Origin of the sequence: Vulcanococcus limneticus LL (genome assembly GCF_002252705.1) — a bacterium.
Taxonomy (GTDB): Bacteria; Cyanobacteriota; Cyanobacteriia; order PCC-6307; family Cyanobiaceae; genus Vulcanococcus; species Vulcanococcus limneticus.
Map to the genome: position 1 here is coordinate 1 of NZ_NQLA01000047.1, position 20,997 is coordinate 20,997.

Here is a 20,997-nt window from a genome sequence, read left to right on the forward strand (position 1 = left end):
GATCGGAGGCTTGGGCGAGGCGGCCGGGGCCGCAGCCGCGGGGCCAGCCGGGGCTGGGGGCGCAGCCGCGGGGCGGGCCGGGGCTGCGGGCGCAGCCGGGCGGGCGGGAGCTGCGGGCGCGCTGGGGGCGGCCGGTGTGGCCGGGGCGGCGGCCTTCTTCACCGAGAGGATCGCCTTGGGCGGTTCCGCGGCGGTACTGGCCGGAGCCGGGGTGGCAGGGCGAACGGCCGGCTTGCCGTTGCCGGTGATCAGCCCCCGGATGCGGGAGGCCTCGTCATCGCTGATCGAGCTGCTGTGGCTCTTGACGGCGATGGACAGTTTCTCGGCGGCTTCGAGCACATCCTTGTTCTCCAGGCCCAAGTCCCGGGACAGCTCGTAAATCCTGACTTTGCCGCTGCTGGTCATTCAATGCTCCAATCGGTCGGGGCAACGGGTGCCTCCGGGCCCGCACGCACGGTGAGGCCACTGTTTATCTTGCCTCAGCGCCCGCTGCCGGTGCGCTGAGAAGGCGCTGCTCAAGCGCGGCGTAGATGGAATCCGCAACCTGGCAGCGCAGGGCCTTCTGCAGTTTGCGCCGCCGCCGCGCCTCGTCCAGACAGGTCCGGCTGGGGCAGAGGTAGGCCGATCGGCCCATGCCCCCATCCAGGGCCAGTCCTCCGTTCGCCAGGCGGATGACCCGCCAGAGCTGCTGGCGATCCAGCAGCTCCCGGCAGGTCACGCAGCGCCGCAGAACGGACTTGCCGCTCATCCGACCTCGTCCTCACCGGCTTCGTCTTCACCGGCTTCGCCGGTGTCTTCGTCAGCGGTACTGGCCTCGGCCTCGACATCCGAGGCCACCGCCTCGCCGGCATCGGCTGCGGGCTGCTCCGCATCGGCCTGCTCCACATCGGCCTGCTCCTCGTAGGCCTGCTCCTCGTATCCCTCCTCGTCCTCGGGCAGGGGATAGAGCTCCCGCAGGCGCGCATCCTCCTCGGCGCGCAGGGCCTGCTCGGCGGCCAGCCGCGCCTCGGCCTCGGCCTGCAGGGCCTCCTCCTCCTGGCGCAGGGCGATCAGCTCGGCCACCCTGGCGTCCTCCGAGGCCTGGTCGTACTCGGTGCTGTTCTTGATGTCGATCTTCCAGCCGGTGAGACGGGCGGCCAGACGCACGTTCTGCCCCTCGCGGCCGATGGCCAGGCTGAGCTGGTCGGGCGGCACCAGCACGTGGGCGTGCTGACCCTCGGGATCCACCAGGCGCACCGCCTCCACCCGGGCCGGGCTGAGGGAGTTGGCGATGTACTGGCCCGGATCGTGCGACCAGCGGATCACGTCGATCTTCTCGCCGCGCAGCTCGTTCACCACCTGCTGGATGCGGGAGCCGCGGGCGCCGATACAGGCGCCCACGGGATCCACCTCGCGCTCCACCGAATCCACGGCCACCTTGGTGCGGGGGCCCACGGCGCGCGACGGCGGGTTGGCCTCGCGGGCCACGGCCACGATCCGCACCGAGCCCTCCTGGATCTCGGGAACTTCGTTCTCGAAGAGATACACCACGAGGCCGGCATTGGAGCGGCTCACGAACAGCTGGGGGCCACGGCGCGGCACCTCGCTCACTTCCTTCAGGAACACCTTGAAGGTGGCGTTGGCGCGGTAGTTGTCGTTGGGGAGCTGGTCGCGGCGGGGCAGCTCGGCCTCCACCTCAGGCCGGCCCAGGCCGCTGCTCACGGCCATGATCACGCTCTGGCGCTCAAAGCGGATCACCCGGGCGGTGAGCACGGGATCCTCGAGGTCGGCGAATTCCTCCTGGATCATGCGGCGCTGCTGGTCGCGCAGCTTCTGGGCCAGCACCTGCTTGGTGGTGGCGGCGGCCATGCGGCCAAAGTCCTCCTTCTCGGGGGTCACATCAAGCACCACCGTGTCGCCGATCTGGGCGTCCTCGGCCACCTGCTGCACTTCAGCGAGGGCGATCTGGTGGTCTTCGCTCTCCACCTCCTCAACGATGATCTTGGAGGCCAGCACCCGGTAGCCCTCCTCATCCACATCGAGGGCCACGTCGAAGTTGGAGAAGTAGTCCTCCTCAAAGGGATCTTCGCTGATGCCCAGAAAGAGGGTGCGGCGGTAGCGCTCGTAGCCCTTGAGCAGGGCCTCCCGCAGCGCCGACTCCACCACCTGGGTGGGCAATTTCTTCTCGTCGCTGATGTCCTCGATCAGGTTCGCCAGACCGGGGAGAAGAACCAGTGCCATAGATCGAGCGCGGGGTTGGGTGGGGAAAGGCGGAGAGATGGAAGGGGGCCGCACCGGCGGCTCCGGGCTGGGCTCAGCCCTCGGTCGGGGCCACGAGGCGCACCGTGAGGACATCGCTTCGGGGGAGGCGAACGGTGCGGCCGCGCACATTCAGGTGCACGGTGGTCGCGTCGCGCTCGAGCAGCAGGCCCTCACGCCGGGCCTCGGTCCCCGTCCTGGCATCGGTGTAGCGAACCTCCACCGGGAAGCCGCGAAAACTGCGGAAGTCGCGGTCCTCGCTGAGCTCCTCGCCGATGCCGGGGCTGGAGATCTCCAGAACATAGGCCTCCTGGAGCAGCTCCCCGGCCTCGAGGGCCGCGTCCAGCAGGCCGCTGAAGCTGGCGCAGTCGTCCAGGTTCACGTCGCCGCCATCGGCCAGACGCAGCTGCACCTGCAGCGTCATCGGAATGCGATGGCTGAGCAGCTGAACGCCGCACACCTGGAACCCGGCGCTGGCCGCCACCTGGCTGGCCAGGGTCCGGAGGTCGGGGATCAGGGGATGGGGCAAGGCAGCGCAACTCGGCAGGGGACGGGCGGCCCGTCCGGCACCTGCAGATGGTCTGCCCCCGAACCGTGAACGGGTCGGAACCCCAGAAGCTCGCCAGCCCGAAGGCCGCGGCGGCCGAAGACCGCGTTCAGCAGCAGGAGTGATGCCCGCCGGGCACTTCCTGACCCTAGGGGATCGGGGGAATGGCGCTCAGGGCAGGGCGCTGCCCAGGTCCAACACCGGCGGCTCGGTGTAGCCGTCACCAGGCTGGGTCTCGCCCCGCTGCTGCGGGTCCTGGTTGAGGCACTGGGCCTTCTGCTCGTCGGTGCGCAGGTACTGGCAGACCCGCGCCCACAGCTTGGAGCGGGTGGCCGGGGCTCCCTGGCTGAAGTACACCAGATCGCCCCCGCCGACCAGGCCCTGGATCTCCACCTGGCAGAGGGAACAGCGCTGGCGGGTGCCCGGGGGGATGGCGGCCATGGCGGACACGCGGGGATCCGGCAACTTAGGTCCATTGGCCCGCCGGCGGGATGGTCCAGCCCCTGACGCGACGCGTGTTGCAACTGAGTGATCCCCACCTGTTGGCGGATCCGTGCGGCCACTGCCGCGGGAGGGAATCCCTGGCCTGGCTGGCCCACGGCCTGGAGCACGCCCTGAGCCAGGTGGCACCCGTGGATCTGCTGCTGCTCACGGGCGACCTCTGCCAGGACGAGAGCTGGGGCGGCTATGCGCGGCTGCGGGAGCTGCTGGAGTCCCTGGATCTGCCGGTGGCCCTGCTGGGCGGCAACCACGACGACACCGTGCTGTTGCGGGCAGCCCTGGGCCGGCGGGCGGCCATCGCCCCGACCGCCCTGGCCCTGGGGGCCTGGCGGCTGCTGCTGCTCAGCAGCCACCGACCCGGCGATGTCGCGGGCTGGATCGAAGCCCCCCAGCTGGCCTGGCTCGACCGGGAGCTGGCGGCCGGCACGGGGCCCGTGCTCGTGGCCCTGCACCACCCGCCCCTGCCGATCGGCTCCGCCGAGCTCGACGGCATCGGCCTGCAGCGACCCGAGGCCCTGCTGGAGCGGCTTCTGGCCAGCCAGCGGGTGCGCGGCGTGGTCTTCGGCCACGTGCACCAGCACTGGGCCGGCAGCGTGGCGCGCGCCGGCTGCGGAGCGCCCCTGACGTTGTGGGCCTGCCCCTCCACCCTGGCCCCGTTCGCGGCGGCCCAGAGCTGCCCACTGGGCAGGCCGGACTGGCCGGGGGGGCGGCTGCTGGAGCTTCGGGACGACGGCCGACTGGAGACCACCCTGCTGCGCTGGCCACCACTGGCGGAGTGAAGGCCCGGGGTTCCTAGCCTGGAAGGCCAGAAACACCCGCGCCGTGCCCCGTTCCGCCTCGCTCGCCCTGCTGCGCCCTGTCCTGGGGCTGGTGCTGGGCCTGCTGCTGGTGTTGGAACCCGCGCCACGGGCCCTGGCCGCCGAGGAGGCACCGCCGATCGCCGCCGAGGCGGTCGCCAGCCAGCCGGCACGCCCCCACAGCTTCGTGGCCGAGGCCGTGCGTCGGGTTGGGCCTGCGGTGGTGCGGATCGACACCGAACGCACCGTGCGACCGGCCGGCCTGGATCCGGCCTTCAGCGACCCGCTGCTGCGGGAGCTGTTCGGCGACGCGCCCCCCAGCGGCCGCGAGCGGGGCCAGGGCTCGGGCGTGGTGATCGACGGCCAGGGCCTGGTGCTCACCAATGCCCATGTGGTGGATGGGGCCGATCGGGTGGAGGTGACCCTGGCGGACGGCCGACAGCTGGATGGCACCGTGCTCGGTGCCGACCCGGTGACGGATCTGGCCGTGGTGCGCGTGGCCGGGGCCAAGGCGGTGGCGGCGGCGCCGCTGGGGGATTCCGAGGCCCTGGAGGTGGGCGACTGGGCCATCGCCCTGGGCACTCCCTACGGCCTGGAGCGCACGGTGACCCTGGGCATCGTCAGCAGCCTTCACCGCAGCATCGCCAGCCTCGGCTTCTCGGATAAACGCCTGGAGCTGATCCAGACCGACGCCGCCATCAACCCCGGCAACTCCGGCGGTCCGCTGATCAACGCCGACGGCGAGGTGATCGGCATCAACACCCTGGTGCGCTCCGGCCCAGGCGCCGGCCTGGGCTTCGCCATTCCGATCAACCTGGCCAAGGGGGTGGCCCAGCAGCTGGGCAAGGGCGACCGGGTCGTGCACCCGTACCTGGGCCTGCAGCTGGTGCCACTCACCGCACGCCTGGCCCGTGACAACAACGCCGACCCCAACGCCCTGCTGAAGCTGCCGGAGCGCGATGGCGCCCTGGTGCAGCGGGTGCTGCCCGCCAGCCCGGCCGAAAAGGCCGGCCTGCGCCGCGGCGACCTGGTGGTCTCCGCCGCCGACCAGCTGGTGAATGATCCGGCCACCCTGCTGCGGCTGGTGGAGGGCTCCAGCATCGGTGAGGCCCTGCCGCTGCGGGTGCTGCGCGGCGAGCGGGAGCTGAGCCTGAGCATCCGACCCGAGGCCCTGCCCCAGGCGGGCTGAGCTGTCCTGCCTCCGGCGGGCTGAGCTACGGTCACGGGCCGTTTCAGACGCGCGCGATGTCGGATCTGCAGGACCGCATGAAGCAGGCCGTGGCCGAGGCGGCCGTGGAGCAGATCCAGAGCGGCATGGTGGTGGGTCTGGGCTCCGGCTCCACCGCCGCCCTGATGATCCAGGGCCTCGGCGCCAAGCTGAAGCGCGGCGAACTCAGCGACATCGTGGGTGTCACCACCTCCTTCCAGGGCGAGGTCCTGGCCGCCGAGCTGGGTATCCCACTCAAGAGCCTCAACGCCATCGAGCGCATCGATCTGGCCATCGACGGTGCCGACGAGGTGGATCCCTCTTTCCAGCTGATCAAGGGCGGCGGCGCCTGCCACGTGCAGGAGAAGCTGGTGGCCCGCCGCGCCGAGCGCTTCGTGGTGGTGGTGGATGCCACCAAGCTGGTGGACACCCTCAACCTCGGCTTCCTGCTGCCGGTGGAGGTGCTGCCCGGCGCCTGGCGCCAGGTCCAGGCCGAGCTGGCCGCCCTAGGTGGCAACGCCGACCTGCGCATGGCCGTGCGTAAGGCCGGCCCCGTGGTGACCGACCAGGGCAACCTGGTGCTCGACGTGAAATTCGCTGGTGGCATCACCGATCCGGTGGCCCTGGAGAAGGAGATCAACAACCTGCCGGGCGTGCTGGAGAACGGCCTGTTCGTGAACCTCACCGACCAGGTGCTGGTGGGCGAGATCCACGACGGCGTGCCCGGCGTGCGCGATCTGGTGAAGCGCTGAGCGCGCCCCCCCCCCCCCCCCCCCCCCCCCCCCCCCCGCAGCGCCAGGCCAAGGCCTGCAGCCGGCCTCAGCCCAGCCGGAGGCGCACCGATTCGGCGTGGCTGTGCAGCCCCTCGCTCTCGGCCAGGGCCAGCACCGCCCCGCCGGTGGCCTCCAGGGCCTGGCGGTTGAACTGGATCAGGCTGGTGTGGCGCAGGAAGGTCTCCACGCTGAGGGCGCCGGCGAAGCGGGCCGTGCCTGAAGTGGGCAGGGTGTGGTTGGGGCCGGCCAGGTAGTCGCCCACCGCCTCGGGGGTCCAGGCCCCCAGGAAGATCGCACCGGCATGGTGGATGCGTTCGGCCAGGGGCTCGGGCCGCTCCACCTGCAGCTCCAGGTGCTCCGGCGCGAAGCGATCGCTCAGAAGCGCAGCATCCTCCAGCGAGGGACAGACCACGATCAGACCCCAGTCCTCCAGGGCCTGGCGGGTGATGGCGGCCCGGGGGTGGCCCTGCAGCTGGGCCTCGAGGGCCGCGGGCACGGCCGCCGCCAGCGCCTCGCTGGTGGTGAGCAGAATCGCGGCGGCAAGGGGGTCGTGCTCGGCCTGGGCCAGCAGGTCGGCGGCCACGTGCTCGGCGTTGGCGCTGGCATCGGCGATCACCAGCACCTCGGAGGGGCCCGCCAGCGAATCGATGGCCACCCGGCCGTACACGGCCTTCTTGGCCAGGGTCACGTAGAGGTTGCCGGGGCCCGTGACCACATCCACCCGCGGGATGCTCTCGGTGCCATAGGCCAGGGCGGCGATGGCCTGGGCGCCGCCCACCCGATAGAGCTCATCCACGCCTGCCAGGTGGGCCGCCGCCAGCACGGTGTCGTTCACGCGGCCGTCGGATCCCGGCGGGGTGACCATCACGAGCCGCTCGACCCCGGCCACCTTGGCCGGCACGGCGTTCATCAGCACGGTGCTGGGGTAGGAAGCCCGACCGCCCGGCACATAGAGGCCAGCCCGCTCCACCGGCCGCCAGCGGCGCCCCAGGCGCTCGCCATGCACGCCGGTCACGCTCAGATCGGCGGGGCGCTGGCGCTGGTGGAAATCGAGGATGCGGCGGTGGGCCAGCTGCAGGGCGGCCTGTAGATCGGCGGGGCAGCGCCCCCAGGCCGCCTTGAGCTCAGCGGGGGGCACCCGCAGGGGATCGGGGCGCACGCCATCGAAGCGCTCGGTGAGCTCCAGCAGGGCGGCATCGCCCTGGGTGCGCACCTGCTCGATGATCGCGTCCACCCGCTGGGCTGCCTCGCTGCTCTGGCTGCCGCCGGTGCGCTCGGCGATGGCCTCCAACCGCTCGCCGGCGGCCGTCAGGTCGTGCAGCAGCTCGATCCGCAGGGCCGGCGTCACCACGGGCGCCCCCGCCGGCGCCGTGGAGGTCTGGTCGAGGGAGCTGCTGGGCACGGTCACCGGTCAGGGTGAGGGAGGGTTCAAGCTAGTGCGCCGCCCGGGATCCCCCGGCAGCACCGCGGGGTAGGATCCGCCTTTGCCGTGCCAGCGCCGATTTCGAGCGCCGAACCTGCCTGTGGCCAATAACAAGTCCTCGAAGAAGCGCATCCTGGTTGCCGAGCGCAATCGCCTGCACAACCGCACCTACAAGTCCGCCGTCCGCACCCTGCTGAAGCGCGCCTTCACCGCCGTGAGCGCCTACAGCCAGGAGCCCGGCGAGGCCACCAAGGCCGCCGTGCAGATCAGCGTCAACGCCGCCTTCAGCAAGATCGACAAGGCCGTCAAAGTGGGTGTGCTGCACCGCAACACCGGCGCCAACCAGAAGTCGCGCCTCAGCGCCGCCGTCAAGAAGGCGGTCGAGCCGGCCCAGGCCTGAGGCCATCGCCCGGCCCCCGGGGCCCCAGCAGCCGGTCCGCTGGCCCCGCTATGGGGCCTGGGGGCCGGCTTTGGCGTGAGGGGGAAGCATCCCGGTCTGCAGGACCGCTGCCTGCACCCCCAGCTGTCTAGGGTTCGAGCTTCGGCCTGAATCCCGGCACTACAGCGATGGCGGCAGCGACGATCCAGGCAGCCCGCGACGGAGAGACCCGGAGCCACGCGGTGCCCAACGAGGGCCCCAGCTCCAGCGAGCCCGCGGCGGCAGCCTTGGCGCTGGTGGATTCCCACTGCCACATCGTCTTCCGCAATTTCGACGAGGACCTCGACGCCGTGGCCCAGCGCTGGCGCGAGGCCGGCATCCGGCGGCTGCTGCACGCCTGCGTGGAGCCCTCGGAGATCCCGGCGATCCGGGCCCTGGCCGATCGCTTCCCGGAACTGCGCTACTCAGTGGGCGTCCACCCGCTCGATACGGAGCACTGGTCGGCGGACACCCAGCAGGTGCTGCGTACGGCCGCCCAGGCTGATCCGCGGGTGCTGGCCATCGGAGAACTGGGCCTCGATCTGTTCCGCGACAAGAACCTGGAGCAGCAGCTGGCCGTGCTCAGGCCCCAGCTGGATCTGGCCTGCGAACTGGATCTGCCGGTGATCATCCACTGCCGCGATGCGGCCGAGGCGATGCTGGAGGAGCTGCGGGCCCGGCGGGATCGGGGCGCCTGCCCCCGCGGCGTGATGCATTGCTGGGGCGGAACCCCGGAGGAGATGGCGGGCTTTCTGGAGCTGGGGCTGTTCATCAGCTTCAGCGGCACCGTCACCTTCCCCAAGGCTGAGGCCACCCACGCCTGCGCCCGCCAGGTGCCTGCCGATCGCTATCTGGTGGAGACCGACTGCCCCTTCCTGGCGCCGGTGCCGCGGCGGGGCAAGCGCAATGAACCGGCCTACGTGGCGGCGGTGGCCCAGCGTGTGGCAGACCTGCGTGGCGAGAGCCTGGAAACGGTGGCCCGCCAGAGCACGGCCAATGCCGAGGCCCTGTTTGGACTTGGGCTTGGGCTTGGGGCGGGACTTGACAGTGTATGATGATTTATTGGCCTGGCAGCGAGCCCTGAATTTTTCCGTGCTCTCTGCAGCCCGAAAGCTCCCACCACTTGCCTGGTGCCTTGTCTTTCCGGTGCGTGTCGTCGTTGCCTCTGGGGTTGAAGCGAGCTGAATAGGTCCTGCGCTCAGGCAGCCGTCCCCTCCGCGGGGGCGGCTGTTCCTGTGGCGCGTCCTGCCTTGCCCCCTCCCACCCACGACCACCCCCTGCGCCGTCAGGTCAGTCCCCCGTCCAACCCGTTCCTGCAGGTTCACCGCATGAGCAGCGCGATCCAGGTCGCCAAGACCGCCACTTACCTGCCCGATCTGGTCGAGGTACAGCGCGCGAGCTTCAAATGGTTCCTGGAGAAGGGCCTGATCGAGGAGCTGGAGAGCTTCTCGCCGATCACCGACTACACCGGCAAGCTCGAGCTGCACTTCATCGGTAGCGAGTACCGCCTCAAGCGCCCCCGCCACGATGTGGAAGAGGCTAAGCGTCGCGATGCGACCTTCGCCTCGCAGATGTATGTCACCTGTCGCCTGGTCAACAAGGAAACCGGCGAAATCAAAGAACAGGAAGTCTTCATCGGCGAGCTGCCGCTGATGACCGAGCGCGGCACGTTCATCATTAACGGCGCCGAGCGCGTGATCGTGAACCAGATCGTGCGCTCCCCCGGCGTCTACTTCAAGGACGAGCAGGACAAGAACGGCCGCAAGACCTTCAACGCCAGCCTGATCCCCAACCGTGGCGCCTGGCTGAAGTTCGAGACCGACAAGAACGACCTGCTGCACGTCCGCGTCGACAAGACCCGCAAGATCAACGCCCACGTGCTGATGCGGGCCATCGGCCTGTCGGACAACGACGTGCTCGACAAGCTGCGGCACCCCGAGTACTACCAGAAGTCGATCGAGGCCGCCAACGACGAGGGCATTGCCTCGGAGGACCAGGCCCTGCTGGAGCTCTACAAGAAGCTGCGGCCGGGTGAACCGCCCTCGGTGAGCGGCGGTCAGCAGCTGCTGCACAGCCGCTTCTTCGACCCCAAGCGCTACGACCTGGGCCGGGTGGGCCGCTACAAGATCAACAAGAAGCTGCGCCTCACGATCCCCGACGCGACGCGCACCCTCACCGCCGAGGACGTGCTCAGCACGATCGACTACCTGATCAACCTGGAGCTCGATGTCGGCGGCGCCAGCCTCGATGACATCGACCACCTCGGCAACCGCCGCGTGCGCTCGGTGGGTGAACTGCTGCAGAACCAGGTGCGCGTAGGCCTGAACCGTCTGGAGCGGATCATCAAGGAGCGGATGACGGTCGGTGAAACCGAATCGCTCACCCCGGCCCAGCTGGTGAACCCCAAGCCCCTGGTGGCGGCGATCAAGGAGTTCTTCGGCTCCAGCCAGCTGAGCCAGTTCATGGACCAGACCAACCCCCTGGCCGAGCTGACCCACAAGCGCCGCATCAGCGCCCTCGGCCCCGGCGGTCTGACCCGCGAGCGCGCCGGCTTTGCCGTGCGCGACATCCACCCGTCCCACTACGGCCGCATCTGCCCGATCGAGACCCCGGAAGGTCCGAACGCCGGTCTGATCGGCTCGCTCGCCACCCACGCCCGGGTGAACGAGTACGGCTTCATCGAAACCCCCTTCTGGAAGGTGGAAAACGGCATCGTGCTGAAGCAGGGCGATCCGATCTATCTCTCCGCCGACCTGGAAGACGAGTGCCGCGTCGCCCCCGGCGATGTGGCCACCGACGCCGACGGCCGCATCAAGGCCGAGCTGGTGCCCGTGCGCTACCGCCAGGACTTCGAGACCGTGCCCCCCGAGCAGGTGGACTACGTCCAGCTGTCGCCGGTGCAGGTGATCTCGGTGGCCACGTCGCTGATCCCCTTCCTCGAGCACGACGACGCCAACCGCGCCCTGATGGGCTCGAACATGCAGCGCCAGGCGGTGCCGCTGCTGCGCCCCGAACGGCCCCTGGTGGGCACGGGCCTGGAAACCCAGGTGGCCCGCGACTCGGGCATGGTGCCCATCACCACGGTGAACGGCACGGTGGTGTTCGTGGACGCCACCGCCATCGTGATCCGCGATGAGCAGGGCAACGACCACACCCACTATCTGCAGAAGTACCAGCGCTCCAACCAGGACACCTGCCTCAACCACCGCCCGATCGTCAAACTCGGCGATCCGGTGATCGCCGGCCAGGTGCTGGCCAACGGCTCGGCCTGTGAGGGTGGCGAGATCGCCCTTGGCCAGAACGTGCTGATCGCCTACATGCCCTGGGAGGGCTACAACTATGAGGACGCGATTCTGGTGAGCGAGCGCCTGGTGCGCGACGACCTCTACACCTCGGTGCACATCGAGAAGTATGAGATCGAAGCCCGCCAGACCAAGCTCGGCCCCGAGGAGATCACCCGCGAGATCCCCAACGTGGCCGAGGAGAGCCTGGGCAACCTCGACGAGATGGGCATCATCCGCGTGGGCGCCTACGTGGAAAGCGGCGACATCCTGGTGGGCAAGGTGACCCCCAAGGGCGAATCCGACCAGCCCCCCGAAGAGAAGCTGCTGCGCGCGATCTTCGGCGAGAAGGCCCGCGACGTGCGCGACAACTCGCTGCGGGTGCCCAGCACCGAGCGGGGCCGCGTGGTGGACGTGCGCATCTACACCCGCGAGCAGGGCGATGAACTGCCGCCCGGCGCGAACATGGTGGTGCGGGTGTATGTGGCCCAGCGCCGCAAGATCCAGGTGGGCGACAAGATGGCCGGCCGCCACGGCAACAAGGGCATCATCAGCCGCATTCTTCCCCTGGAAGACATGCCCTACCTGCCCGATGGCACCCCCATCGACATCGTGCTCAACCCCCTGGGTGTACCGAGCCGCATGAACGTGGGCCAGGTGTTCGAGTGCCTGATGGGCTGGGCCGCCTCCCACCTCGACTGCCGCGTCAAGGTGGTGCCATTCGATGAGATGCACGGCCCCGAAACCTCGAAGAACACCGTGCAGGCCTATCTCGAGGCGGCCAAGTCCCTGCCCGGCAAGGACTGGGTGTACGACCCCGAGAACCCCGGCAAGATCCAGCTGATCGACGGCCGCACCGGCGAGGCCTTCGACCAGCCCGTCACCGTGGGCTACGCGCACATCCTCAAGCTGGTGCACCTGGTGGACGACAAGATCCACGCCCGCTCCACCGGCCCCTACTCGCTGGTGACGCAGCAGCCCCTGGGTGGCAAGGCCCAGCAGGGCGGCCAGCGCCTGGGTGAGATGGAGGTGTGGGCCCTCGAGGCCTACGGCGCCGCCTACACCCTGCAGGAGCTGCTCACCGTCAAGTCCGACGACATGCAGGGCCGCAACGAGGCCCTCAACGCCATCGTCAAGGGCAAGCCGATCCCCCGTCCCGGCACCCCCGAGTCGTTCAAGGTGCTGATGCGCGAGCTGCAGTCGCTGGGCCTCGACATCGCCGTCTACACCGACGCCGGTGAGGAAGTGGATCTGATGCAGGACGTCAACCCACGCCGCAGCACCCCCAACCGCCCCACCTACGAATCCCTCGGCGTCGCGGATTTCGACGACGACTGACCGCTGAACGAGACCGCTCCCGGCATCGGCCGGGACGGTGCTCGCCCCCTCTGATCAGCTTCCCTTCACCGCGGTCCGCGCACCCCATCGGCCATGACCAACAGCAATCTCCGCACCGAGAACCACTTCGACTACGTCAAGATCACGCTCGCATCGCCCGAGCGGATCATGCAGTGGGGCCAGCGCACGCTGCCCAACGGTCAGGTGGTGGGTGAGGTCACCAAGCCCGAAACGATCAACTACCGCACGCTCAAGCCCGAGATGGACGGGCTGTTCTGCGAGAAGATCTTTGGCCCCTCCAAGGACTGGGAGTGCCACTGCGGCAAGTACAAGCGGGTGCGCCACCGCGGCATCGTCTGCGAGCGCTGCGGCGTGGAGGTCACCGAGAGCCGGGTGCGCCGCCACCGCATGGGCTTCATCAAGCTTGCCGCTCCAGTGAGCCATGTGTGGTACCTGAAGGGGATCCCCAGCTACGTGGCGATCCTGCTGGACATGCCCCTGCGGGATGTGGAGCAGATCGTCTACTTCAACTGCTATGTGGTGCTCGAAAAGGGCGACCACAAGGACCTCACCTACAAGCAGCTGCTCACCGAAGACGAGTGGCTGGAGATCGAGGACCAGATCTACGCCGAGGATTCGGAGATCGAGAACGAGCCCCAGGTGGGCATCGGCGCCGAGGCGCTCAAGCAGCTGCTGGAAGACCTCGACCTGCCGGTGATCGCCGAGCAGCTGCGCGAGGAGATCGCCGGTAGCAAGGGCCAGAAGCGGGCCAAGCTGATCAAGCGCCTGCGCGTGATCGACAACTTCATCGCCACCGGCGCCAAGCCTGAGTGGATGGTGCTGGACGTGATCCCCGTGATCCCGCCTGACCTGCGGCCGATGGTGCAGCTCGATGGCGGCCGCTTCGCCACCAGCGACCTGAACGATCTCTACCGCCGGGTGATCAACCGCAACAACCGCCTGGCGCGGCTGCAGGAGATCCTGGCCCCTGAGATCATCGTCCGCAACGAGAAGCGGATGCTGCAGGAGGCCGTTGATGCCCTGATCGACAACGGCCGGCGCGGTCGCACGGTGGTGGGCGCCAACAACCGGCCGCTCAAGTCGCTGAGCGACATCATCGAGGGCAAGCAGGGCCGCTTCCGTCAGAACCTGCTGGGTAAGCGGGTCGACTACTCCGGTCGTTCCGTGATCGTGGTGGGTCCCAAGCTGAAGATGCACCAGTGCGGTCTGCCCAAGGAGATGGCGATCGAGCTGTTCCAGCCGTTCGTGATCCACCGCCTGATCCGCCAGAACATCGTCAACAACATCAAGGCCGCCAAAAAACTGATTCAGCGCGCCGACGATGAGGTGATGCAGGTGCTGCAGGAGGTGATCGAAGGGCACCCGATCCTGCTGAACCGCGCCCCGACGCTGCACCGCCTCGGCATCCAGGCCTTCGAGCCCAAGCTGGTGGACGGCCGCGCCATCCAGCTGCACCCGCTGGTGTGCCCGGCCTTCAACGCCGACTTCGACGGTGACCAGATGGCCGTGCACGTCCCCCTGGCGATCGAGGCCCAGACAGAGGCCCGGATGCTGATGCTGGCCAGCAACAACATCCTCTCGCCCGCCACGGGCGAGCCGATCATCACCCCGTCCCAGGACATGGTGCTCGGCGCCTATTACCTCACCGCCGAGCAGCCCGGCGCCGAGCGCCCCGCCTTCGGCGACCGCAGCCGCACCTATGCGGGCCTTGCCGACGTGCTCAGCGCCTTCGATGAGCGTCACCTCACCATGCACGACTGGGTGTGGGTGCGCTTCAACGGCGAGGTGGAGAACCCCGAGGAGGGCAAGGAGCCTGAAAGCAGCGAAACCCTCAGCGATGGCACCCGCATCGATCAGTGGAAGTTCCGCCGCGATCGTCTCGATGAGGACGGGGCCCTGATCAGCCGCTATCTGCTCACCACCGTGGGCCGTGTGGTGATGAACAGCACGATCATCGACGCGGTGGCCGCCGCCTGAGATCCCGGATATACCCCCTCTTCCTTCACCCTCGACGCGCGCAGCCATGACCGCCACCCCCGCCAAGAAAACCAGCAAGAAGTCCAGCAAGAAGGCCGAAGCCGCCGCCGCTGAGATCACTCCCGTGCTCGGTTCCGTCGCCCCCCTGAGCAAGGCCGCCCCGCCATTCCGCAACCACGTCATCGACAAGAAGGCGCTGCGGAACCTGATGGCGTGGGCTTACAAGAACCACGGCACGGCTGCCACGGCCTCCATGGCCGATGAGCTCAAGGACCTGGGCTTCCACTACGCCACCCAGGCCGCCGTGTCGATCTCCGTCGACGACCTGCGCATCCCCGGTGAGAAGGCCCGTCTGCTGGAGGAGGCCGAGCAGCAGATCACCGATACGGAAGAGCGCTATCGCCTCGGCGAGATCACCGAGGTGGAGCGCCACACCAAGGTGATTGACACCTGGACCGAAACCAACGAGCGCCTGGTTGAAGAAGTCAAGAAGAACTTCAACGAGAACGATCCACTTAACTCGGTGTGGATGATGGCCAACTCCGGCGCCCGGGGCAACATGTCCCAGGTGCGTCAGCTGGTGGGGATGCGCGGCCTGATGGCCAACCCTCAGGGCGAGATCATCGATTTACCGATCCGCACCAATTTCCGCGAGGGTCTGACGGTCACCGAGTACGTGATCTCCTCCTACGGCGCCCGCAAGGGCCTGGTGGACACCGCCCTGCGCACCGCCGACTCGGGCTATCTCACCCGCCGTCTGGTGGACGTGGCCCAGGATGTGATCGTGCGCGAGGACGACTGCGGCACCACCCGCAGCATCCCCATCGACGCCGACGACAAGGGCAAGTACGCCGCCAAATTGGTGGGCCGCCTGGCCGCCGAGCCGGTGGTGGATGCCAACGGCGAGATCCTGGTGGATCGCGACGGTGAGATCGATCCGCCACTTTCCCGCCGCATCGAAGCGGCTGGCGTGAAAACCGTGAAGGTGCGCTCGCCCCTCACCTGTGAGGCCACCCGCTCAGTCTGCCGCAAGTGCTACGGCTGGGCCCTGGCCCACAACGAGCTCGTCGATCTGGGCGAGGCCGTCGGCATCGTGGCCGCCCAGTCGATCGGCGAACCGGGCACCCAGCTCACGATGCGGACCTTCCACACCGGCGGTGTGTCCACGGCTGAGACCGGCGTGGTGCGATCCACCACCGACGGTGTGGCCGAATTCGGTCCGAAGGCCCGGGTGCGTGCCTTCCGCACCCCCCACGGCGTGGACGCCCTGATCGCCGAGACCGACTTCACCCTCACCCTCAAGCCCAGCGGCAAGGGCAAGGTTCAGAAGCTGGAGATCACCCAGGGCTCGCTGCTGTTCGTGGCCGATGGCGCCACCGTTGCCGCCGACACGATCCTGGCCCAGATCTCTTCCGGCGCCGCCGTGAAGAAGAGCGTGGAGAAGGCCACCAAGGATGTGATCTGCGATCTGGCAGGCCAGGTGCGCTACGAGGACGGCATCCAGCCCAAGGAAGTCACCGACCGCCAGGGCAACATCACCCACAAGGCCACCCGTCTGGGCCGGATGTGGGTGTTCGCCGGCGACGTCTACAACCTGCCCCCCAACGCCCTGCCAGTGGTCAAGGGCGAGAAGGCTGTCACGACCGGCGAAGTGCTGGCGGAGAGCCGACTGGTGAGCGAGTACGGCGGTGCGGTGCGCCTGCGCGAGAGCGCCGGCGACTCCCGCGAAGTGCAGATCGTCACCACCAGCCTCACCCTGAAGGACTGCAAGCTGGTGGGTCAATCCACCCACGCCGGTGAGATCTGGCACCTGGAGGGCAAGGACAGCCTGCGCTACCTGCTCAAGACCCAGCCGGGCACCAAAATCGGCGGTGGCGAAGTGATCGCCGAGCTGGCCGATGATCGCTTCCGCACCCAGACCGGCGGCATCGTGAAGTATGCCCCGGGCCTGGCGATCAAGAAGGCCCGTAGCGCCAAGAACGGCTATGAGGTGTCCAAGGGTGGCACCCTGCTGTGGATTCCCCAGGAAACCCACGAGATCAACAAGGACATCTCCCTGTTGATGATTGAGGACGGCCAGTGGATCGAAGCCGGCACCGAGGTGGTGAAGGACATCTTCAGCCAGACCGCCGGCATCGTGACGGTGACGCAGAAGAACGACATTCTGCGCGAGATCATCGTGCGCTCCGGCAAACTTCATCTGGTCTCGGACGCCAAGGTGCTGGGCCGCTACGGCGGCGACGGCAAGATGGTGAACCCGGGTGAGGAGATTGCTCCGGGTCTGAGCGCCGAGGCGATCCTGTTCGTGGAAGCGGTGGATACCCCCGAGGGTGGCGCCCTGCTGCTGCGGCCCGTGGAGGAATACAGCATTCCCGATGCGGCCCACCTGCCCGAACTGAGCCTGGTCAAGCAGAACGGAGGACCCTCCCTGGGCCTCAAGGCCACCCAACGCCTCACCTATAAGGACGGCGAGCTGATCAAGAGCGTGGAGGGCGTGGAACTGCTGCGCACCCAGCTGATCCTCGAGACCTTCGACACCACGCCCCAGATGACGGTGGACGTGGAGACGGTGCCCGACAAGCGCGCCAAGACCATCGATCGCCTGCAGCTGGTGATCCTTGAGAGCCTGCTGGTGCGTCGCGACACCCTCTCCGACGCCAGCCACGGCTCCACCCACACGGAGCTGCAGGTGGAGGACGGCGCCGTCGTCAAGAGCGGCGAAGTGGTGGCGACCACCCAGATCCTCTGCAAGGAGGACGGCGTGGTGCAGCTGCCCGATCTGGTGGAGGGTGAGCCGATCCGCCGCCTGATCGTGGAGCGCGCCGGCGACACCAAGACGATCGACCTGGGCTCCGCCAAGGCGACGGTGGATGTAGGCCAGCGGCTTGTGGACGGCGACCTGCTGGCCGCCGGCGTCGAGGCCCCCTGCTGCGGCCAGGTGGAGGCCGTCGAGGGCAGCACGATCACCATCCGCCTGGGCCGGCCCTACATGGTCTCGCCCGATTCGGTGCTGCACGTGCGTGACGGTGAGCTTGTACAGCGCGGCGACTCCCTGGCCCTGCTGGTGTTCGAGCGTCAGAAGACCGGTGACATCGTGCAGGGCCTGCCCCGCATCGAGGAACTGCTGGAGGCCCGCCGCCCGCGGGAATCGGCCATTCCCTGCCGCAAGGCGGGCACCGTGCAGATCAAGCAGGGCGAGGACGACGACTCCGTGACCGTGTCGGTGATCGAGGCCGACGATGCCATCACCGAATACCCGATCCTGCTGGGCCGCACCGTGATGGTGTCGGATGGCCAGCAGGTCACGGCCGGTGAACTGCTCACCGACGGGCCAATCAACCCCCACGAGCTGCTGGAGTGCTTCTTCGAAGACCTGCGCAGCCGCAAGCCCACCCTGGAAGCGGCCCAGGAGGCGATCTCCAAGCTGCAGTTCCGCCTGGTGCAGGAAGTGCAGAACGTCTACAAGTCCCAGGGCGTCACCATCGATGACAAGCACATCGAGGTGATCGTGCGCCAGATGACCAGCAAGGTCCGCATCGAGGACGCGGGGGATACAACCCTGCTGCCCGGCGAGCTGATCGAGCTGCGTCAGGTGGAGCAGGTGAACAACGCCATGGCGATCACGGGCGGGGCTCCGAGCGAATTCACGCCGGTACTGCTGGGCATCACCAAGGCCTCGCTCAACACCGACAGCTTCATCTCTGCGGCCTCCTTCCAGGAGACCACCCGCGTGCTCACCGAAGCCGCCATCGAGGGCAAGAGCGACTGGCTGCGCGGTCTCAAGGAGAACGTGATCATCGGTCGCCTGATCCCGGCCGGCACGGGCTTCAGCGGCTTCGAAGAGGAGCTGCGGGCCGAGGCGGGCCCCCACCCCGACATCCTCGAGGAGGAGGCCGCCGGTTACCGCCGCATGCAGAACCTGCGCCCGGACTACACCGTGGAGATGCCGGCCGCTCCGACGGCCGCCACCGCCCAGGCACTGCTGGACGACCCCTCCGACGACGAGCTGGAGGCCACCCGCAGCCGCCACGGCATCGAGGCCAGCGCCAGCACCACCGCCGCCTTCACCCGTCCCAGCGTGGAGGAGGGCCTGGAGGAGGAGCTGATCGCCGATCCTGCCGCCCTCGAAGGCCTGCAGGAGGAGGGGCTGCTCACCGACGAGTGAGCCCCGCCGGTGGGGAGCCCTTCGGCTTTCCCCCCTGGGCCGGCCTCCTCGGGGGCCGGCCGCTGGCTTGAATGGAGCTGACCTGAAGTCCCCGTAGGCGCCGCCCGCCATGCTCGAACCCAAGCTCGTGCCGCAGCGCCGCCTGCCCCGCTACGGCTTCCACACCCATACCGAATTGCTCAACGGCCGGATGGCCATGCTGGGCTTCATCGCCCTGCTGGCCGTGGAGGCCTGGCTGGGCCACGGCCTGCTGGTGTGGGACTGATGGGCTCCGACGCCACCCCGTCGAAGGCCAACGCCGCCGGCCCAGTCCCTGATCCCGCCGCCACGCCTGAGGCCCGTCCCCTGCTGGGGATGGGCCTTTCAGCTCTGGAGCAGTGGGCCCAGCAGCAGGGCCAGGCCAAATTCCGCGGCCGCCAGCTGCACGACTGGCTCTACGCCAAGGGGGCCCGCCGCCTGGAGGAGGTGTCGGTGCTGCCAAAAGCCTGGCGCGAGGGCCTGGCCGCCACGCCACCGGCGGGCGCCAGCGACTGGGTCGGCCGCTCGCGGGAACTGCACCGCAGCGTCGCCCGCGACGGCACCACCAAGCTGCTGCTCGGCACCCACGACGGCCTCAGCATCGAGACCGTGGGCATTCCGGCCGAGGGTCGGCTCACCGTCTGCGTGAGCAGCCAGGTGGGCTGCCCGATGGCCTGTCGCTTCTGCGCCACCGGCAAGGGAGGCCTGCAGCGTTCCCTGGCGGTGCACGAGATCGTGGACCAGGTGCTGAGCGTGCGCGAGGTGATGGGGGAGCGCCCTAGCCACGTGGTGTTCATGGGCATGGGCGAGCCGCTGCTCAACAGCGAGGCGGTGCTGGATGCGATCGACTGCCTCTGCAGCGACCTGGGCATGGCCCAGCGCCAGATCACGCTGAGCACGGTGGGCGTGCCGCGCACCCTGCCCACCCTGGCGGAGCGGGCCCTGGAGCGCCTTGGCCGGGCCCAGTTCACCCTGGCGGTGAGCCTGCACGCCCCCGATCAGCGCCTGCGCGAGGAGCTGATCCCCACCGCCCACGCCTATCCGATCGAGGCGCTGCTGGAGGATTGCCGCCGCTACGTGGCGATCACAGGCCGGCGGGTGAGCTTCGAATACATCCTGCTGGGCGGCTTGAACGATCAACCCCGCCATGCAACTGCCCTGGCCCAGCTGCTGCGCGGCTTCCAGAGTCATGTGAACCTGATTCCCTACAACCCGATCGAGGAGGAGGAGTTCCAGCGGCCGAGCCCCGCGGCAGTGGAGAGCTTCCGCCGGGGCCTGCAGGAGCGCCATGTGGCCGTGAGCGTGCGCGCCAGCCGGGGCCTCGATGCCGATGCGGCCTGCGGCCAGCTGCGGCGGCGCCTCACGGCCTGAACCTGCGGGGTTCGGCGGCGCTGCTGGGCCGCAGGCTCACAGCAACCAATCCAGGGCCCCCGCCGGATGCTGCTCCGGTGGCCGATGGCGCAGCAGCTCGAAGTCGGCGAAGTCGAAGCCGGGCCCCACGCAGCAACTCACCAGGCTCCAGGCCCCCAGCGGGCGGGCGGCCTGCCACCACCCGGCCGGCACCACCAGCACGGGCTCCAGAACCGAGAGCTGGGGCTGCGCCGGCAGCAGGGGGCCGAGGCTCGCGGCCTGGGCCACGCCGCCGGCGGGCGGCAGCCGCCACAACTCCAGGGGCGCTCCGCCGGCGTGGTGCCAGGTCTCATCGGCGCCCCGCACGCGATGCCAGCGGCTGACGCTGCCCTCGGCCAGCAGGAACAGGATCACGGTGAGGCCGGAGCGCTCGCCGCCATCGCGGCGACGCACCGCCTCGCCGCTGCGATGAAGTTCGCGGTACCACCCCCCCTCCGGATGGGGTTCCAGGCAGAGGGAGGCAATCAGCGCGCTCGCTTCCTCCCGGGCTGACTCCGCCGCCGCGCCCTCCAGGCCGGTGTCCAGACCAGCCGGGATGCCCTGCTTACCAGCCACAACTGCTCACCCATGCCTGGGTCGCAGCCTGGCAGGCCTGCGGACCAAACGGCGGCCCCAGCGAGCTGCGGCTGTGTGGTTGGGGGACTGGAGCGTCGGCGCTGGCACTGGGGGCCAGCAGCCTTGGAACGGCAGGACAGCGTTCCTGTCCTGGCGGCGGCCAAGCAAAAAGCCCCCGTGATTGCGGGGGCTTGAGACCGGCCCAGGAGGCCGGAGAGGTTGGGCTGGTCAGCCTCAGCCGATGGCGGGTGCGGTCAGCGCCACGGGGGTGGCGGTGGCAGCAGCCAGGTCGAGGGGGAAGTTGTGAGCGTTGCGCTCGTGCATCACT

17 protein-coding genes are annotated in these 20,997 nt (G+C 69.1%); 10 read left to right on the forward strand and 7 right to left on the reverse strand.

Annotation, left to right across the window (positions count from 1 at the left end; all coding sequences use genetic code 11):
* The 5 genes from CJZ98_RS14245 to CJZ98_RS14265 all read right to left on the reverse strand — a co-directional run.
* A partial coding sequence (locus CJZ98_RS14245; protein WP_198537830.1) for a translation initiation factor IF-2 N-terminal domain-containing protein occupies window positions 1-405 on the reverse strand: 405 nt, incomplete at its 3' end.
* A gap of 64 nt (window positions 406-469) precedes the next feature.
* Window positions 470-748, reverse strand: a complete 279-nt coding sequence (locus CJZ98_RS14250; RefSeq protein ID WP_094591796.1) for a YlxR family protein — start codon at window positions 746-748, stop codon at window positions 470-472.
* The gene (gene nusA / locus CJZ98_RS14255) at window positions 745-2,220 is read right to left on the reverse strand and encodes a transcription termination factor NusA (RefSeq protein ID WP_094591797.1); all 1,476 of its coding nucleotides are present in this window, start codon (window positions 2,218-2,220) and stop codon (window positions 745-747) included. The genes CJZ98_RS14250 and nusA overlap by 4 nt, the downstream gene beginning before the upstream one ends.
* A 73-nt stretch (window positions 2,221-2,293) precedes the next feature.
* Window positions 2,294-2,767, reverse strand: coding sequence for a ribosome maturation factor RimP (gene rimP, locus CJZ98_RS14260; RefSeq protein WP_094591798.1), 474 nt, complete (start codon window positions 2,765-2,767; stop codon window positions 2,294-2,296).
* A gap of 189 nt (window positions 2,768-2,956) precedes the next feature.
* Entirely contained in the window at window positions 2,957-3,226 is a 270-nt protein-coding gene (locus CJZ98_RS14265) for a hypothetical protein (RefSeq protein ID WP_094591808.1), read from the reverse strand.
* A gap of 50 nt (window positions 3,227-3,276) precedes the next feature.
* Here CJZ98_RS14265 and CJZ98_RS14270 point away from each other — a divergent pair, with 50 nt between their 5' ends.
* From CJZ98_RS14270 to rpiA, 3 genes are read left to right on the forward strand one after another with little or no spacing between them, the layout of a single operon-like run.
* Window positions 3,277-4,065 carry a metallophosphoesterase gene (locus CJZ98_RS14270; protein ID WP_094591799.1) on the forward strand — a complete coding sequence of 263 codons (789 nt, stop codon included), beginning with the start codon at window positions 3,277-3,279 and terminating at the stop codon, window positions 4,063-4,065.
* A 43-nt stretch (window positions 4,066-4,108) separates the two neighbouring features.
* The gene (locus CJZ98_RS14275) at window positions 4,109-5,272 is read left to right on the forward strand and encodes a trypsin-like peptidase domain-containing protein (RefSeq protein WP_232756493.1); all 1,164 of its coding nucleotides are present in this window, start codon (window positions 4,109-4,111) and stop codon (window positions 5,270-5,272) included.
* A gap of 56 nt (window positions 5,273-5,328) precedes the next feature.
* On the forward strand, window positions 5,329-6,042 hold the full coding sequence (gene rpiA / locus CJZ98_RS14280; protein ID WP_094591800.1) for a ribose-5-phosphate isomerase RpiA: 714 nt from the start codon (window positions 5,329-5,331) through the stop codon (window positions 6,040-6,042).
* Window positions 6,043-6,109: 67 nt separating this feature from the next.
* Here rpiA and hisD read toward each other — a convergent pair whose 3' ends face one another.
* On the reverse strand, window positions 6,110-7,414 hold the full coding sequence (hisD, locus tag CJZ98_RS14285; protein WP_094591810.1) for a histidinol dehydrogenase: 1,305 nt from the start codon (window positions 7,412-7,414) through the stop codon (window positions 6,110-6,112).
* Between the two features lie 172 nt (window positions 7,415-7,586).
* Here hisD and rpsT point away from each other — a divergent pair, with 172 nt between their 5' ends.
* The 7 genes from rpsT (at window position 7,587) to rlmN (ending at window position 20,075) form a co-directional block, all read left to right on the forward strand.
* Window positions 7,587-7,886 (forward strand): 30S ribosomal protein S20, encoded by a 300-nt coding sequence (gene rpsT, locus CJZ98_RS14290; protein ID WP_094591801.1) that lies wholly within the window; start codon window positions 7,587-7,589, stop codon window positions 7,884-7,886.
* 167 nt (window positions 7,887-8,053) lie between these two features.
* Window positions 8,054-8,959 (forward strand): TatD family hydrolase, encoded by a 906-nt coding sequence (locus CJZ98_RS14295; RefSeq protein WP_094591802.1) that lies wholly within the window; start codon window positions 8,054-8,056, stop codon window positions 8,957-8,959.
* A 273-nt stretch (window positions 8,960-9,232) separates the two neighbouring features.
* Entirely contained in the window at window positions 9,233-12,523 is a 3,291-nt protein-coding gene (rpoB, locus tag CJZ98_RS14300; RefSeq protein ID WP_094591803.1) for a DNA-directed RNA polymerase subunit beta, read from the forward strand.
* 93 nt (window positions 12,524-12,616) lie between these two features.
* Window positions 12,617-14,521, forward strand: a complete 1,905-nt coding sequence (locus CJZ98_RS14305) for a DNA-directed RNA polymerase subunit gamma (protein WP_094591804.1) — start codon at window positions 12,617-12,619, stop codon at window positions 14,519-14,521.
* 46 nt (window positions 14,522-14,567) lie between these two features.
* A complete protein-coding gene (locus CJZ98_RS14310) occupies window positions 14,568-18,686 on the forward strand; it encodes a DNA-directed RNA polymerase subunit beta' (protein ID WP_094591805.1) in 4,119 nt (1,372 codons plus the stop codon).
* A 109-nt stretch (window positions 18,687-18,795) separates the two neighbouring features.
* Window positions 18,796-18,951, forward strand: coding sequence for a chlorophyll a/b-binding protein (locus CJZ98_RS14315; RefSeq protein ID WP_094591806.1), 156 nt, complete (start codon window positions 18,796-18,798; stop codon window positions 18,949-18,951).
* Window positions 18,951-20,075 carry a 23S rRNA (adenine(2503)-C(2))-methyltransferase RlmN gene (gene rlmN, locus CJZ98_RS14320; RefSeq protein ID WP_094591807.1) on the forward strand — a complete coding sequence of 375 codons (1,125 nt, stop codon included), beginning with the start codon at window positions 18,951-18,953 and terminating at the stop codon, window positions 20,073-20,075. The genes CJZ98_RS14315 and rlmN overlap by 1 nt, the downstream gene beginning before the upstream one ends.
* A 36-nt stretch (window positions 20,076-20,111) precedes the next feature.
* On the opposite strand, the gene CJZ98_RS14325 is transcribed toward rlmN, so the two are convergent.
* Window positions 20,112-20,582 (reverse strand): cupin domain-containing protein, encoded by a 471-nt coding sequence (locus CJZ98_RS14325; protein ID WP_232756495.1) that lies wholly within the window; start codon window positions 20,580-20,582, stop codon window positions 20,112-20,114.
* Window positions 20,583-20,997 lie beyond the last annotated feature (415 nt).